13 protein-coding genes are annotated in these 14,383 nt (G+C 58.4%); 3 read left to right on the top strand and 10 right to left on the bottom strand.

What is annotated here, in order from left to right:
- Positions 1-7: 7 nt before the first annotated feature.
- Positions 8-946, bottom strand: a complete 939-nt coding sequence (gene aztC, locus OMR58_RS11645; RefSeq protein WP_264546054.1) for a zinc ABC transporter substrate-binding protein AztC — start codon at positions 944-946, stop codon at positions 8-10.
- Positions 947-1,438: 492 nt separating this feature from the next.
- On the opposite strand from aztC, the gene OMR58_RS11640 reads away from it, so the two are divergent.
- Both OMR58_RS11640 and OMR58_RS11635 read left to right on the top strand, forming a co-directional pair.
- Positions 1,439-1,600, top strand: a complete 162-nt coding sequence (locus OMR58_RS11640; RefSeq protein WP_200560719.1) for a type I toxin-antitoxin system Hok family toxin — start codon at positions 1,439-1,441, stop codon at positions 1,598-1,600.
- A 226-nt stretch (positions 1,601-1,826) separates the two neighbouring features.
- Positions 1,827-2,483 (top strand): hypothetical protein, encoded by a 657-nt coding sequence (locus OMR58_RS11635; RefSeq protein ID WP_264545990.1) that lies wholly within the window; start codon positions 1,827-1,829, stop codon positions 2,481-2,483.
- A 72-nt stretch (positions 2,484-2,555) separates the two neighbouring features.
- Here OMR58_RS11635 and OMR58_RS11630 read toward each other — a convergent pair whose 3' ends face one another.
- From OMR58_RS11630 to OMR58_RS11590, 9 genes are all read right to left on the bottom strand, one after another.
- Entirely contained in the window at positions 2,556-3,656 is a 1,101-nt protein-coding gene (locus OMR58_RS11630; protein ID WP_264545989.1) for an NADH:flavin oxidoreductase/NADH oxidase, read from the bottom strand.
- A 154-nt stretch (positions 3,657-3,810) separates the two neighbouring features.
- Positions 3,811-4,815, bottom strand: a complete 1,005-nt coding sequence (locus OMR58_RS11625; RefSeq protein WP_264545988.1) for an Ldh family oxidoreductase — start codon at positions 4,813-4,815, stop codon at positions 3,811-3,813.
- Between the two features lie 12 nt (positions 4,816-4,827).
- The gene (locus OMR58_RS11620) at positions 4,828-6,105 is read right to left on the bottom strand and encodes an NAD(P)/FAD-dependent oxidoreductase (RefSeq protein ID WP_264545987.1); all 1,278 of its coding nucleotides are present in this window, start codon (positions 6,103-6,105) and stop codon (positions 4,828-4,830) included.
- Complete coding sequence (locus tag OMR58_RS11615; protein WP_264545986.1) at positions 6,102-6,872, bottom strand: amino acid ABC transporter ATP-binding protein; 771 nt, start codon at positions 6,870-6,872, stop codon at positions 6,102-6,104. Before OMR58_RS11615 ends, OMR58_RS11620 begins: the two co-directional genes overlap by 4 nt.
- Positions 6,869-7,546, bottom strand: coding sequence for an amino acid ABC transporter permease (locus tag OMR58_RS11610; protein WP_105592664.1), 678 nt, complete (start codon positions 7,544-7,546; stop codon positions 6,869-6,871). Before OMR58_RS11610 ends, OMR58_RS11615 begins: the two co-directional genes overlap by 4 nt.
- Entirely contained in the window at positions 7,543-8,214 is a 672-nt protein-coding gene (locus OMR58_RS11605) for an amino acid ABC transporter permease (RefSeq protein WP_264545985.1), read from the bottom strand. The genes OMR58_RS11610 and OMR58_RS11605 overlap by 4 nt, the downstream gene beginning before the upstream one ends.
- Positions 8,215-8,277: 63 nt before the next feature.
- A complete protein-coding gene (locus OMR58_RS11600) occupies positions 8,278-9,165 on the bottom strand; it encodes a transporter substrate-binding domain-containing protein (protein ID WP_200546613.1) in 888 nt (295 codons plus the stop codon).
- Positions 9,166-9,197: 32 nt separating this feature from the next.
- Positions 9,198-9,974 (bottom strand): cupin domain-containing protein, encoded by a 777-nt coding sequence (locus OMR58_RS11595; protein ID WP_264545984.1) that lies wholly within the window; start codon positions 9,972-9,974, stop codon positions 9,198-9,200.
- 14 nt (positions 9,975-9,988) lie between these two features.
- The gene (locus OMR58_RS11590) at positions 9,989-11,335 is read right to left on the bottom strand and encodes an NAD(P)/FAD-dependent oxidoreductase (protein ID WP_264545983.1); all 1,347 of its coding nucleotides are present in this window, start codon (positions 11,333-11,335) and stop codon (positions 9,989-9,991) included.
- 900 nt (positions 11,336-12,235) lie between these two features.
- Here OMR58_RS11590 and OMR58_RS11585 point away from each other — a divergent pair.
- Positions 12,236-14,323 (top strand): TonB-dependent receptor, encoded by a 2,088-nt coding sequence (locus tag OMR58_RS11585; protein WP_264545982.1) that lies wholly within the window; start codon positions 12,236-12,238, stop codon positions 14,321-14,323.
- Positions 14,324-14,383: the final 60 nt, after the last annotated feature.

Genomic DNA, 14,383 nt, shown 5'->3' with positions numbered 1-14,383 from the left:
GAGTCGGTTACTGTTTCCCGATGGCGGCGGCCGCAAGCGTTGTGGCGTTGTGTTCCATCATGGCGAGATAGGTAGCGGCAGGGCCGTCGGCGGAGGAAAGTGCATCGGAGTAAAGCGTACCGGCAACGTGCAGCCCGGCTTCACTGGCGATCTGCTGTACCAGCCGCGGATTAGAAATGTTCTCAGCGAAAATGGCGGAGGCGCGGTGAGTTTTTATCTCCCGTAAAATTCCGGCTACGTCCGCCGCCGAGGCTTCAGACTCCGTGGATACGCCCTGCGGCGAAAGGAAATGGATGCCGTAAGCCTCTTCGAAATAGCGGAAGGCATGATGCCCGACGACCACGGTGCGCTTCTCCGGCGGCACCTGCTGAATTGCAGCAGTGATTTTGCTGTTCAGCACGCTCAGTTTTTCCGTATAGCGATCGGCGTTCTGCTGATAAAACGCGCAGTTATCCTTATCCGCCGCGCAGAACGCCTCGGTAATATTCTTCACGTAAATTTTCGCATTGGCGACGGACTGCCAGGCGTGCGGATCGAACGGGGCGGCGTGAAACACCGCTTTGCCGTTGTTGAAGTGATAGTGCCCACCTGCCGGATCGCGCAGGATTGTGGCGTCTTTGGTGGTTTCAATAACCGGCGCGATGCTCTCGCTGGAGCGGATCAGCCGGGTCATAAAGCCTTCCAGCTTCAGGCCGTTAATCAGGATCACATCGGCTTTTGCCATCGCGATAGCGTCAGCTGGCGACGGTTCATAGACGTGCGCATCGCCGTTTGGTCCAACAATCGTGCGCAGCGTAATGCGGTCTTCACCAATGCTGTGCGCCATATCGCCAATAATTGAAAAACTGGCGATCACATTGATTTTGGCGTTTGCCTGCGCGGTAGCAAACAGCGACAGCATGGATGCCATCACCAGCGTTAACGCGGGCAGGCGGGACTTCTTCATCACATCACTCTCCTGATTTTATCCCTGGCGAAAAGCCATAAAGGCATACAAAAATTTACATCATGAAACGTTATAACATAACAATTGATGATGCAAACGATTATTAATGCCGAGTTTCAGGTGAGAAAGTGAGTGAACGGCCGCTTTCAGGTGACCCGGTGAAGAGTGTGGGTTTTGAGAAGTGTCAAAGACGAAATATGGGTAAAAAGACAGGTTTCAGTAATCAATGGGTAGCCAACTAACCTGGGGACTATCAGCTCATGCGGAAAGAAATTCACAAGAAAATACAATAATCTACTAATACACTCCTGTCTTAAAACACAGCATACTTCACCACGGTGCTTGAGGCTTTTTGTCTGGTCTCATGCAAATGCGTCGGAGACAAAAAGCAGAAAGCCCCGAAGGTAATTTTTCAATCACCAACGAGGCCTACTGATCGTCCCAACAACGTGAATGTAGCCTCTTACCCGTCGAAAGACAAGGAGAACGGCTATGAGATTGCCACCCGCTGTTATTATCGTGTGTTTGCTAATTATCTGCATCACACTGTTAATATTTACCTGGCTGACGCGCGAAACGCTCTGCGAATTGCGCTGGAAGGAGGCAGATCGGGAGGTTGCTGCATTATTCATGGCTTACGAATCCGGTAAGTAGCGACCCGCGCGGGGGAATGATTCCCCCGCTAACGGGGTTCACGCAGGTTGTGACGGTATCCAAAAGCACTGCTTACGGGGCTATCAGTTAACGCTGATAGCCCCGTCCTTTATGCATGAGCAAAACGTAGGAAGAAGGGCGACTGGCGAGGGGTGTGAAAATCCTTTACTCTTATCGGCCTCAAAGCGGTTTGGAAATCCCTGCAAATTCAGTGGTGTAATCCAAAATGAAGAAGTTTTTTATTTCGCTGTTGTTTTTAGTCTCATGCAATTCCTCTGCCTTAACCCTGAGTAACTGGGAGTTCCAGAAGCCGGGATCGTTTTGCCCACTAATGGGCTACGGTATGTGCCTGATGGATGTGTACGAAGGTGACATCGTGAAGGGCGATGCGGATAAGATAGCGAGCCGGATCGAAAAGCTGGCGAAAATAGACCCCTCAACGCGAACCGGCATGATCCAGATCCAGTCCAACGGCGGCGATGTGGAAGAGGCAATGCGCATCGGCCGACTGCTGCGGAAAAACAAAATCCAGGTGCTGGTGCCGATGAATGCGCACTGCTATTCTTCCTGCGTGCTGCTGCTGGCGGGGGGCGTGGGCCGCTTTGCGGTAGGAGAAATCGGCATCCACTCCTTTTACAGCCTGAGTTCGCAAAAACCCGGTGCGGACTACGATCGTGAAGAACAACTTTATGCGGATACCGAAAAGTCGATCAGAGCCTATCTGAGTGAAATGCGCGTGCCGGGCTACCTGATGGATGCGATGCTACAGGTTCCTTCCTCCAGGCTGGAAATTCTCGATCTGGAAAAGCTAAAAGAATATGGCCTGTTTGGCATCGATCCGGTCTTTAATCAGTATTTAAAAGCTAATAACCTGATCAATTAAATTGAACGCCGGGCTGATATTTTCCCCGGCGATAAGATAAAAAGCAGATGCCGAAACATCTGCTTTGATTGCTCACGAACCGCTTTTAAACGTGCCCTTAACCCCGTGCGGCTCCGAACGCAGATACTGCGGCGGAACGCTGACCTCGCCTTTGAGCGCGGCGGCGGCATGCCACGGCCAGCGCGGGTTATAGAGAATACCGCGCCCCAGCGCGATCAGGTCGGCATCGCCATCGGTCAGCGCGGCTTCGGCCTGATGCGGGTCGGTGATCAGCCCGACGCCAATCACCGGAATAGTGACCTGCTGGCGAATATCGCGCGCAAACGGCAGCTGATAGCCATCCCGTACGGTAATCGCCTGAGCGGTGGACAGCCCGCCGCTGGAAATATGCAGGTAGTCGCAGCGCAGCGCTTCCAGTTCACGGCTGAACACAATCGACTGCTGCACATCCCAGCCGCCGGCCACCCAGTCGGTGGCCGACAGCCGCGCACCCACCGCCACGGATGCCGGAACGGCCTCGCGCACCGCACGGAATACCTCAAGCGGGAAGCGCAGGCGATTTTCCAGCGATCCTCCGTACTCATCTTCGCGCTGGTTGCTGAGCGGCGAGAGGAACTGGTGCAGCAGATAGCCGTGCGCCGCGTGCAGCTCAATCAGCTCGAAGCCCAGCCGCACCGCGCGCTCGGCGCTGTGCACAAACGCCTGCTTGAGTTCGCCAAGTTCTTCTTTACTCAGCGCATGCGGAGGTGCATCGCCCTCGGCAAAGCGGGCCGCCGACGGCGCAACGGTTTGCCATCCTCCCTGTTCCTGACTCAGCTGGTGGCCGCCGTTCCACGGTGCGGCGCAGGAGGCTTTACGCCCGGCGTGGCCCAGTTGGATGCCGAGCCGAATCGGCGAATACGTGCGGATATCGCGCACCACCTCGGCCAGTGCCGCCTCGGTTGAATCATCCCACAGTCCTAAATCGGCGGGAGAGATGCGGCCTGCGGGTTCAACGGCGGTGGCCTCCAGAATCAGCAGCCCGGCCCCGGAAAGCGCTAAATGGCCGAGATGAATGCGGTGCCAGGCGGTGGCATGGCCGTTATCGGCAGAATACTGGCACATCGGCGCAATCACGATGCGGTTGTCCAGCGCCAGCTGGCCGATATGGGCAGGGCTGAATAATTGACTCATAACATCCTCCATTGCAAAAGTTAAAATATACGCCGCTCAGCGCAAAGCGATACCCGACAGCAACGTTGTTTTACGCTTTGCGCAAAGCAACACTCAACAGCGCAGCAGTCAAACCTTCAGTGTTTTGGCACGCCCGATAGCGTCGGGTATGCCCTCAACGCGAAGCCACACCCAGCAGCACCGCCGTTTCACCCGCCACAGTAAAGCCTTGCTGTTCGGTTAGCTGCCGCTGCTGGCGGCGGCGCTCGCCCGGCAGGCGCAGATCGGCATCGCCGTGTAGATGCGTCACCAGGCTGGCGATGCGCTCGGCAAAAGGCGTGGCGGTGCTGAACGCCGGATCGATAACGATAATCGTCTGCCCGGCGTTGGAACTGGCCGCGCCGGGATACTGCGCTGAGCGATCCTCAAAGCCGAAGCGACCGCCGGTCAGCGCGGCGGCCATCACTTCCACCATCAGCGCAATGCCGGAACCCTTATGGCCGCCGTACGGCAGCAGCGTGCCGCCGTGCAGCACCGCCGCCGGATCGGTGGTTGGCTGGCCGGATTGATCCAGCCCCGTGCCTTCCGGCAGCGGCACGCCGCGCAGTGCATGCTGCTTGACCTCGCCCAGCGACATCGTGCTGGAGGCCTGATCCCAGCCCAGCACGCCGCCTTTACCATCGGGGAAGGCAAAGGCCATAGCATTGGTACCGACCAGCGGCCCCGGTGAACCGTACACCGCCAGGCGCGGGCGCGAATTGACAAAGTTTAGTGCAACATAGCCGCGTTCGGCATACTCCTCAATATCGGTCCACAGCGCGCCGATATGGTGGGCGTTGCGAATGCTTAACAGAGCGATACCGTAACGGGACAGCCGTTCGAGCACTGCCCGCTGCGCCAGCTGTGCGGCTGCCTGGGTAAAGCCATTGCCGCCGTCCGCCTGCACAAACGGCGACGGCTGCGCGTCAATCACCGGCTGTGCATCGGCCGTAATCCATCCCGCCCGTATCGAGGCCAGATAGTCCGGCAGGCGCATCAGGCCGTGGCTCAGCGTGCCGTCGCGCTCGGCAATGGCAATACGCTGAGCCAGTATCCCGGCGATGGTGGAAGGAATACCTGCGGCGGCCAGTACCGCCTGTATACGTTCATGCAGCTGTTCAAAAGAGAGAGTAATGCTCATCGGGCGCTCCTTTTATTCGTCGGTAAAGCGGCGCAGGCTGAACGGCGACCGCGCGGCAGAATCATCAGCACTGGCGATCAGATCGCTCACCCATCGCGCGGTCGCTGGCGCGCCGGACATGCCGTAATGGCCGTGTCCGAAGGCGCAAATCAGGTTCACGGCGGCGGGATGGCGATCGATATAAGGCAGCGAGTCCGGCGTTGACGGGCGATGCCCGTACCACTGCGACAGGCGTACCCGGGGATAGCGCGGAAAGCGCTGGCGAAAGTAGCGCTCCAGCCGGTCATAGCAGTCTCGGCGGGCGGGGCTGCCCGGATGGGCGTATTCAGCAAAGCCGCTGACCCGAATGCCGCCGGACATTTCCGTTATCACGCACTTATGGCTGGCATCGTGCAGTACGCAGGGTGTGAAACCGTCCTGCGGCGAGTCGGCAAACAGCGGGCGGCTGCGTTCCAGCATAATGTGATAGCCGCGCTCGGCGATCAGCGGAATATGCAGACTGCTGGTGGGGAGCAGAGCGGTGGAAGCGTGGCCCGCAGCCAGAATGTAGTGGTCCGCGTGCAGCCTGCCTCCGTCGCCGGTCAGGCTGCGGATACGTCCCTCGCTGACCGCCAGCCGCTCGGCGCGGTAGCGCTGCCAGCGGCCTCCGGCGGCGATAAAATTTTGCCGTAGCGTCTCCAGCAGTGCGGCCGGATCGCGCACGGCGGCGGTGTGGTCAACGGCGGTAAAAATGGCTCTTTCGGCCGCGATCTCCGGGAAACAGCGGGCAATAGTTGCAGGGGAGATAAGGCGTGTCGGTACGCCAATCTGCTCCCGCAGCCGGGTGGCCAGCGAAGCCATCACTGCCTCTGCGCGAGTGGATTCATGGCGGGAAACGGTGCTGCCGGGGCGAAACAGCGGCGTCCAGGCCTCTTCACCCAGCAGCTCACGCCAGCCCTCAATGGCCTGATGATGCAGCCTGTGCAGCCCATCGCGGCTGCGCAGAAGCTGCGCCTCGTTGGCCATCGTCAGGCTAAGCCGCAGCCAGTGCAGGGCGGTGGGTAGCGCGTGTGGCCGGACGATCACGCTCTTCCTGTCGCCGAACAGCAGGGCGGGCAGCTGTCGCCAGAAGCCGGGCGTCGCCATGGGCACCACCGAATTCGGCCCGACCATCCCCGCACTGCCAAATGAGGCACCCGCGCCGGGGCGACTGGCATCCAGCAGCAGCACCGAATGCCCCTCACGCTGAAGCCGGAGTGCGGTGGCGCAGCCAATCACCCCGGAACCCATTACGATGCAGTCCGTACTCATGCCGTCGGCAGCGTGAAGGTGGTGTGGCTGGCGAGAAAGCGCTGGGTATGCGGCAGAGAAGGGCGCAGCAGGATCTCATCCGGCGTGCCCTGCTCGTAGATCTTGCCGTCGCGCAGAAAGACGATGCGGTCGGCAACGTGCCACGCAAAACCCAGCTCGTGGGTCACAATCGCCATGGTCATGCCCTCATCGCGCAACGCCTTGATGGTGTTCAGCACCTCGCCGACCAGTTCCGGGTCCAGCGCCGAGGTCGCCTCGTCAAACAGTATCAGCTCCGGCTTCATCGCCAGCGCCCGCGCAATCGCCACGCGCTGCTGCTGCCCGCCAGAGAGCTGGGTAGGCAGCGACGTAGCTTTATCCGCCAGTCCGACCTTGGCAAGATAGTGTTCGGCGATGCTTTTCGCCTCGCTGGCGCTGCGGCGCAGAATATGGGTCTGCGCCACGGTGATATTGCGCTCCACGGTCAGGTGCGGAAACAGGTTAAACTGCTGGAATACCATACCGGTTTTCTCGCGCAGCGCCTGCAAATCGCGGTCGTCGTAGCGCCGCGCACCGTCGCGTGCGGGTTTACCCAGCGGCTGGCCGTTGAGGACAATCTCGCCGCGATCGGGTGTTTCCAGCAGATTCATGCAGCGCAGCAGGGTACTTTTCCCGGAGCCGCTGGCCCCGAGGATCACCACCACTTCACCCTTTTCAATGCGCAGATCGATGCCGCGCAGCACCGGCTGCCCGCCGAACGATTTTTGGATATTGCGTAACTCAATCATAACGACCTCGATTTGGCGGGGGCATAGCGGGCCTCAATCAGCCACGCCAGCGCGCTTAACAGCAGGATAAACACCATAATGATGCCCGCTACGGCGGTGTAGGTTTCCACCGGGCGATATTCGCTGTCGCTGATCATCCGCGCCTGGCTCAGCAGCTCAGGGAAGGCGATAGTCGCCGCTACCGCGCTGATTTTGACGATCTCAATCACCTCGTTAACCAGCGCGGGCAGGCTGTGGCGCAGCGCCTGCGGCAGCATCAGCACCGCAAACGCCCGGCGGCGGGAAAAGCCCAGCATACTGGCGGCTTCCCACTGCCCGGCAGGCAGTTTTTGCAGGCTGCCGCGTAAAATCTCGCAAAAGTAGGCGGCGGTATACAGGCTGAACGCCAGCCAGGCGGTCAGAAAGCGGCTTACCTGCATCCCGGTGTACAGCGGCAGGGCGTAGAAGAACCAGAACAGCACGATCAGCGCGGGCAGATTGCGCAGCAGATTAACGTAGATCTGCCCCACTGCGCGCACAAGCGGGCGCGGTGAAAGGCGCAGCAGCGCCAGCAGGGTGCCGAGCAGGAAACCGCTGACCATAATCGCCAGCGACAGCTGTACGGTGTTGAGTAACCCTTCCCACAGCACCGCGCGGTAGTTGAGCAGGAAATGAAAATTCAGGCTGTAGTTCATCGGCGCACCTCCTGCTGCCAGCGTCGTTCAAGCCCGCGTGCCGCCAGGCCGATCATCGCCAGCAGGACGAAGAACAGCCCCCCGAGCAGGGTGAAGGTTTCCAGCGGGCGGAAGGTTTGCGACGAAATCCGCCCGGCGTTATACACCACCTCGCTGAAGCCGATCACCGACGCCAGAGTGGTGGTTTTGATCAGATCGATCATCCGGTTCATAAACGCGGGCATCACGTGGCGCAGCGCCTGCGGCAGCACAATCAGCCGAAAGCGCGTCCAGCCACGCATATTCAGCGCGGCGGCGGCTTCCCACTGGCCGCGATCGACGCCCTGAATCCCGGCACGAAACACTTCACAGAAGAAGGCGGCGGCCTGCAGGCTGATGGCCAGCACGGCGGAGGTCAGCGGCGCGGGGCTGAAGGCAAACAGGATCGGCGCGGCAAAGAAAAACCAGTAAATCAGTACGATGGCCGGGGCCGAACGGAAAAAGGCCACGTAAAGCCCGGCAAAAGCGCGGAGCAGCGCCGACGGCGACAGGCGCAGCACCGCCAGCAGCAGGCCGAGGGGGATGGCGGCCAGCAGTGACCAGGCCACTAACAGCAGCGTACCCTCAAGCCCTTCCAGCAGCAGCGGCAGCAGCCGGAAAACCTGGGAGAAGTCCCATTGATAATGCATAACGTCCTCAGTGACTTCAGGCGAAGGAGGCGGGCGCTGAACGCCCGCCGGAAACGGATCGCATTACGCGGATTCGCGCTGCACCGGGATCACGCTTTTCGGATCGATGCCGCGGAACTTCAGGAAGGTTTCATAGAACTGCTGCGATTTGCCGGTGTAGTAGAAGTAGCCCGCACAGGTGTTCAGGTAGTTCAGCCAGCGGGAGTCGTTCTCCTGGCGCACCGCAATGCCGCCGGGAATATAAACCTTCGGTGCGGGTACCAGGGTTTTACCGCTGCCGATGCGCGCGCGCGCCAGGTCGGCAGCCACGGCGGAAATCAGCCCGGCGTTAATGCGCCCGGCCTGGAAAGCAGCAAAAATTTCCGCACTGCTCTGGAAGCGGCTGATGTTGGCCTTCGGTGCCTCCTTGGTGATGAACTCATCCCAGGTGGTGCCAAGGCCGACGCCGATAGTAAAGCTCGGGTCGTTGATCTGCTGCCAGTTTTCAATTTTGGCATCGTCCTTCGCCAGCAGCGCCAGCGGATACCACAGCAGCGGGGTGGGGATAAAGTTCACCGACAGCGCGCGGGCCGGGGTGGCATCCAGCAGCACGAAGGTATCAAACTGCCCGGTTTGCAGCCCGGCCACGGCGTTTGCCCAGGTGGTTTCTACAATCTCCAGCTGCACGTTCATCGCATCCGCCACCGCTTTGGCAAAGCTGATGCCGACGCCGCGCCAGGTCACGCCATTGCTGACTACCGCGCCCGGCAGGTCCGAGCCGCTGCTGTCTTTAAAGTACCAGGGCTCCATCACCGGTGCGCCAATGCGCAGGATTTTAGTTTTCTGGATGCGATCCCAGGTGCTGTCGCCGGGGTTCAGCGGCTGCGGGGTGGATTCGGCGGTGGCAATCAGCGGCAGGCTGGCGGCGGCAAAGGCCAGCGGCATGGCGGTAAGAAGCTCGCGACGGTTCATGATGGTGTTCTCCTGGTGAAGTAATAAAAAAGTTAAACGCTGATTTTGCTATAGATTTTTTTAACCAACCCGGTGCTGTGCCAGGCATTGCTGACGCCGCGGTTGACTGCCACGCCCTGACCCGGCCCGTAGACGAAGGATTCCCCCAGCGCGTTGCTCAGCTCGATTTCTCCCTGCACCGGATACATCAACTCGTAGTCGCCAAAGGCGGCCAGGCGACGGGTATAGGGCGTTGCCTGCCAGATCCCCACGCTGAATTTTCCGTCGGCGCTGAGGTACAGCACGCGGCGATGCACCGTCGGGCGTTCGGCGGAGCTAATCAGATCGGCGGCAGGCCCGTCGATGAGACCCAACTCCACGTCGGCGTCCACTTTGAACGGCTGCGCAGTGGCAGGACCGGCAGCGAGCGAAAACGGCGGTGCATCGCTATGGCCGTCAGCAATTGCCTCCGGCTGATAGGCGCTGAACCACACCCGGGTGCCCGCTTCGCTGCGCAGCGCAAACTGCGCACCGCGCGGGATCACCAGACTATCCTCGACGTTAGCGGTAATCTCATCGCCGTTGCTCAGCCGCAGCGTCAGCTGCCCACCGATAACAATCAGCCACAGATCGGCATCAAAAGCGTCGATCTGCTGAGAAAAGTCGCGCAGATTCGCAAAGCCGGAATAAACGCCGTGCTGCTCGTTTTTGCTGTAGTAAAAGGCACGCTCGATCAGCAGATCCTCATCAAGCTGCGGTCGGCCATCGAGCCAGCTGCGGAAAATATCGCGGCGCTGCTCGTCGCGGTGGTAGGTAATAATCGGATACATAGCAATCTCTGGTGTTAAGGATGAAGTGAAGAAGGCTCGCGGCCGTAGCGGGCATCGTTCAGACGATCCTCCAGCCGGTAGCGAGCGGTAAGGGAACTGACCAGCGGACGGTGGACGGCATGGAACCAAAGAGGCCGGACGTCGGTCAGCGGATGCACCAACCGATCTTCCTCTTCACCCCGCGCCAGCGCCGCCAGATCGCGCCCCATCAGCGTACCGATGGCGACGCCGCGCCCGCTGAAGCCGTAAGCGGCCAGCACGCCGGGCGCCAGCCGGTGCAGTCGCGGATAGTGATCGACGGTCATATCCACCCAGCCCGCCCAGTGATTTTCCCAGTTCAGCGTGGTGAGCTGCGGGAACATCATTTGCAGACGTTGGGTCGCGCCGTTAAGCCAGCCGTCGGCGTGGTGGCGAAACAGCGGGCCGTCCAGACCCACGTGCAGACGGCCATCGGGCCAGACGCGCACCCCGGAAAACATCCGGCGGGTGTCATTCAGCGGCTGGCCGCCGGGCAGGATCTGGCTGAGTATCTCCGGTGCCAGCGGCTGGCTGACGGCCTGATAGGCTCGCACCGGGATGATTTCACGCTGAGTGTGTTGGCCGAGCAGATCGCCGGTAAAGGCACCGGTAGCAAACACCACCTGGCCCGCCGTCACGCTGCCGTGAGGGGTGGCAACACGCCAGCCGCTGCCCGACTTTTGTAGTGAAGTAAAAGGTGACTGCGTGTAGATCTCTGCGCCTGCCTGCCCGGCGGCCCGCGCCAGTCCGCGCGCGTAGCCAAGAGGATTCAGCGCGCCGCCGCGTTCATCCAGCAGCGCGCAGCGATAGCGCTGGCTGCCGGTAAACTGCTGTGTTTCAGCGGCATCCAGCAGGCGAACCGGATAGCCGCGTCGCTGAAGGTCCTGCGCCGTAGTGCGCACCCACTGTTCCTTCGCCGGGTTATGCGCAGCGATAAGATTGCCGCTGCGCACCGCGTCGCAGCGGATGTCGTGCTGTTTTACCAGATTGAACACCACGTCCGGCGCGGTTTCGGCCGCGCGGTTAATACGTGCGGCGATTTCAGGCGGGAAATCCTTCTCTATTTGCGCGGGCATAAACTTGGCGGCAGCAGCGACCTGTCCCCATGCACGGCCGGAAGCGCCCCAGCCAATTTCCTGCGCTTCCAGCAGCACCGTGCGTACGCCGCTTTCCGCCAGGCTCAGCGCACAGGAAAGGCCGGTAAAGCCACCGCCGATCACCACGACATCAGCGTCAGTATCGCCATCCAGCTGCGGCCAGGCGATCGCCGGTTCAGCACGCTGGGACAGATAAACGGAAAGGGGTCCGGCGGTTTCTAAGAAAAGTTCAGCAGATTGAGGCATGGGTTGTTAACCGATCTAAAACCCAGACTATAGGGATTAACGGCAGGCAGCAGAAACGACAAAGCCTGCTTTGCTTATGCAGCCAGCGTATTTGGCCTGGCGGGCGGGCATCATGACCCGCAGAGGGGCAGCAATGAAGACGGCGGGATCTTTATTCGCTGTTATGCCGGGCGTTGAGGCAGAAAATAGCAACGAATTATTCGCTGTGCCGATTCGATTCAGCGCTTGGGAAATTAATTCCTTCAAACTTCCACATTAACGGTCAGGTAATTACGACTAATGGCGGCAATGAATAAAAGGATATATCTCATCGTACCACTTAAGGCTGGAAATAATATTTCCTGCTAACTTGTTGAATTATTTCCGCGTCTTTTGTTGTTATTTTTACCCACGCAAAAAGTGTTATTAAAATAAATAAAACATCTATTGCATAAGAAAGTGTGATCTTTATCACACATAAAGAATGCTAACGGTTATTGTCGTTGTTTTGTCAATTTTGGTAATGATATAACAAAAACCGCATAAGGGAGTGTAAAGGAATCTCCTTTATACATCAGGTTGTTGATCGAAATTTCAGGCTGTGAAGGCTTTTTCACAGCCTGCGGTAAGAGATTCTTAAAAAAGATAACATAAGAATAATTTGTTATTTTTATGTAAAATTAGCCCTTACAGAGCCTGTGGGGCAGTCTGCGTAACCGAAAGAGTCAATCGTGGGTCACGGCAATGCCGGTGATCTTTTGTTGGCTATAAATAAATTTTTTCGTGACTGAATTTACCCTGGTGATAATGGGTTTATTATTGCAAGGCAGTTGGCAACGCTATAATTATTATAATTTACACTGGAATGTACCGTGAGCAGATTCAGGTTTTTTAAAAGCCTTTACCTCATGGAGTATTACGATGAGATTTCATCGCAAAACTATCTTTGTCGCATTAAGCGCCGCGTCATTTATGGCAGGTGCGGCGTCAACCGACAAAAAAACCGATAACGAAACTAAACCGGGCGAACTGCCCACCATTACCGTCACCGCAGAAAAAGTGGCTAAAGGCGAACAGCAAACGCCAATCAGCATGTATACGCTGACGGATTTTGATATTGAACGACGCAAAATCGACAATATCTATGACGTTTCGACCTACATACCGAACTTCTACATGACCAAAGCGGGCAACACGTCCGATGCGGGATTCTTCACCATTCGCGGCCTGACGCCGGGCATGGAAGGCGAACAGGCCGTAGGCTTCTTCGTTGATGGCGTATACAGCGCGCTGTTCGACGCCGAACTGCTGGATGTTGACCGGGTCGAGGTGCTGCGCGGGCCGCAGGCCACGCTCTACGGTCGCAACACCGAAGCGGGCGTGCTTAACGTCATCACCAAAGATCCTGACACCGTGCCGGAATACAAAGTCGGCCTTTCCTACGGAAGCTACAACCGCACCCAGGCCGACGCGCTGGCAGGTGGCGCAATCGGCGACAGCGAAGACTGGTCCTACCGTACCGCGCTGAAATATGTTTACGGCGACGGCTACTTCAAACGTGAATCCGACGGCGCGAAAGACGTTGACCGCATCCGCGATTTCTACGGCCGCGTGAAGCTGCGCTGGCAGCCGATGGACGGCAACTGGGACGTGATCTCCATCTTTGAATCGCAGAACAAGCGCGACGGCAACTCGCCGTTCGTTAACTGGAACGACATCAAAAGCGGCCGTAAATACGTGAAGTCTGACTACGGCGGCCAGGCCGACGTCGACGTATGGAAAGCGCAGATGAAGGCGGTGTACTCGTGGGATACCATCGATTTCACCTCGATCAGCGCCTACAACCACGATAAAAAAATCGACAACGAGGATCTCGACTTCACCAACGTCGACGAAGCCAAACTGCTGATGGATCGTGAAACGCGCTACTTCTCGCAGGAATTCCGCCTGAACTCCACCGATCAGGGGCCGTTCAACTGGCTACTGGGTACCTACTTCCTGCACCAGGACGATAACAACACCATTGCCTACCGCTACAACTCCTACGACTACTTCCAGTCGGGCAACACGCAGATCAAAACCGACAACTACGCGGTGTTTGGTAATGCGGGCTACTACGTGCTGGATAACGTCGAGCTGGTGGCGGGCGTGCGCTACGACTACGACAAAAAACGCCTGCACTACACCTCAACCGGCACCATGATGGGCTATCCGACCGGCGACGGCGAAGACAACAACGATCGTTCGTTCGATGCCTGGCTGCCGAAGGCCGGAGTGAACTGGTACGTCACGCCGGAAGCGATGCTGTACGCCAGCATTTCCAAAGGCTACAAGAGCGGCGGCTTTAACACCCTTGGCCCGAACATGGCCCGCTCTTACGATGCCGAACACACCACCAACTATGAAGTGGGTCTGAAATCCGACTGGTTCGATCACAGCGTTCGCTGGAACACCTCACTGTTCTGGATCGACATGAAAAACCAGCAGACCGAAGTCACCTTCTATCCTGACTCCTACACCGCCAACAGCGGCAAATCGGTCAGCCGTGGGGTGGAAACCGACCTGACCTGGCAGGCGACCGACGCACTGCGTCTGGCGGCGAACGCGGGCTATACCGATGCCAAATTTAAAGACTTCCCGACCGAAGTCGATAACGGCACCGGCACCTACGTTTCCACCAACTACAAAGACAAACGTCCGGCGAATGCGCCAGCCTATAACTACGGCTTCAGCGCGGACTACAACTTCGCCAACGGCTTCTTTGTACGCACCGACTATAACGTCACCGGCAGCATCTACTTCGATAATGCCAACACCAAAAAACAGTCGGCCTACGGCCTGCTTAACCTGTTTGCGGGTTACACCACCAACGAGTACGACATCACGGCCTACGTGAAAAACGTCACCAACGAAACCTACGTCACCCGCGCGTTCAATATGAACGGTGACTGGTATGCCCGCGCAGGGGAACCGGTCAACTTCGGCGTCAGCGTTAACTACAAGTTCTGATGTAAGCGGAACCTCAGGTGGCTGCGTGCAGCCACCTTTTCTGGCCGTTTCTTGCGGCCG

The organism is Erwinia sp. INIA01 (assembly GCF_025947915.1).
Taxonomy (GTDB): Bacteria; Pseudomonadota; Gammaproteobacteria; order Enterobacterales; family Enterobacteriaceae; genus Erwinia; species Erwinia coffeiphila.
The sequence above is the reverse complement of the archived record's forward strand: the minus strand, read 5'-3'. Positions and strand labels throughout refer to the sequence as shown.